Origin of the sequence: Enterococcus sp. C76 (genome assembly GCF_040886985.1) — a bacterium.
Classification (GTDB): Bacteria; Bacillota; Bacilli; order Lactobacillales; family Enterococcaceae; genus Enterococcus_B; species Enterococcus_B lactis.
This window is the reverse complement of the sequence record NZ_JBFOEY010000058.1, coordinates 1-356: the sequence shown is the minus strand read 5'-3', so window position 1 is coordinate 356 and position 356 is coordinate 1. Positions and strand designations below refer to the sequence as shown.

Sequence of the window (356 nt, the reverse complement as noted above, 5' to 3'; positions counted from 1 at the left end):
TGACGAATAATTTTCATCTTTTCATCAATAAACTCCTTTTTCTTTTCCCTTAATTGATTATGAAAAGAATTTATATCACGAAACATATCTACCGTTGTTCTTCCTTCAAGAGAAATAATGGATAACTGGTCAATATACATACAAAATACTTTATCGTCTGCATATTTTTCTTGAAACTCTTGAAAAAGCACAATTCTCTCTTGTTCAGAAGAACAATATAATCGAGCAAGCAATTGGTATAAATCTTCTTGTAATTCACCTTCTACTTGTTTTGCCACAATTTCTAATCCATGAAACCAGCTAATACTATCATCAGCTAATATTTGCGTCAGATTATTCATCAATCGATTTCTTTG

General features: G+C 30.1%; 1 pseudogene. It reads right to left on the bottom strand.

The window, feature by feature from the left end:
• Nucleotides 1–341, bottom strand: a pseudogene (locus AB3I00_RS14740) (hypothetical protein); the annotation flags it as partial.
• Between the last annotated feature and the right edge of the window lie 15 nt (nt 342–356).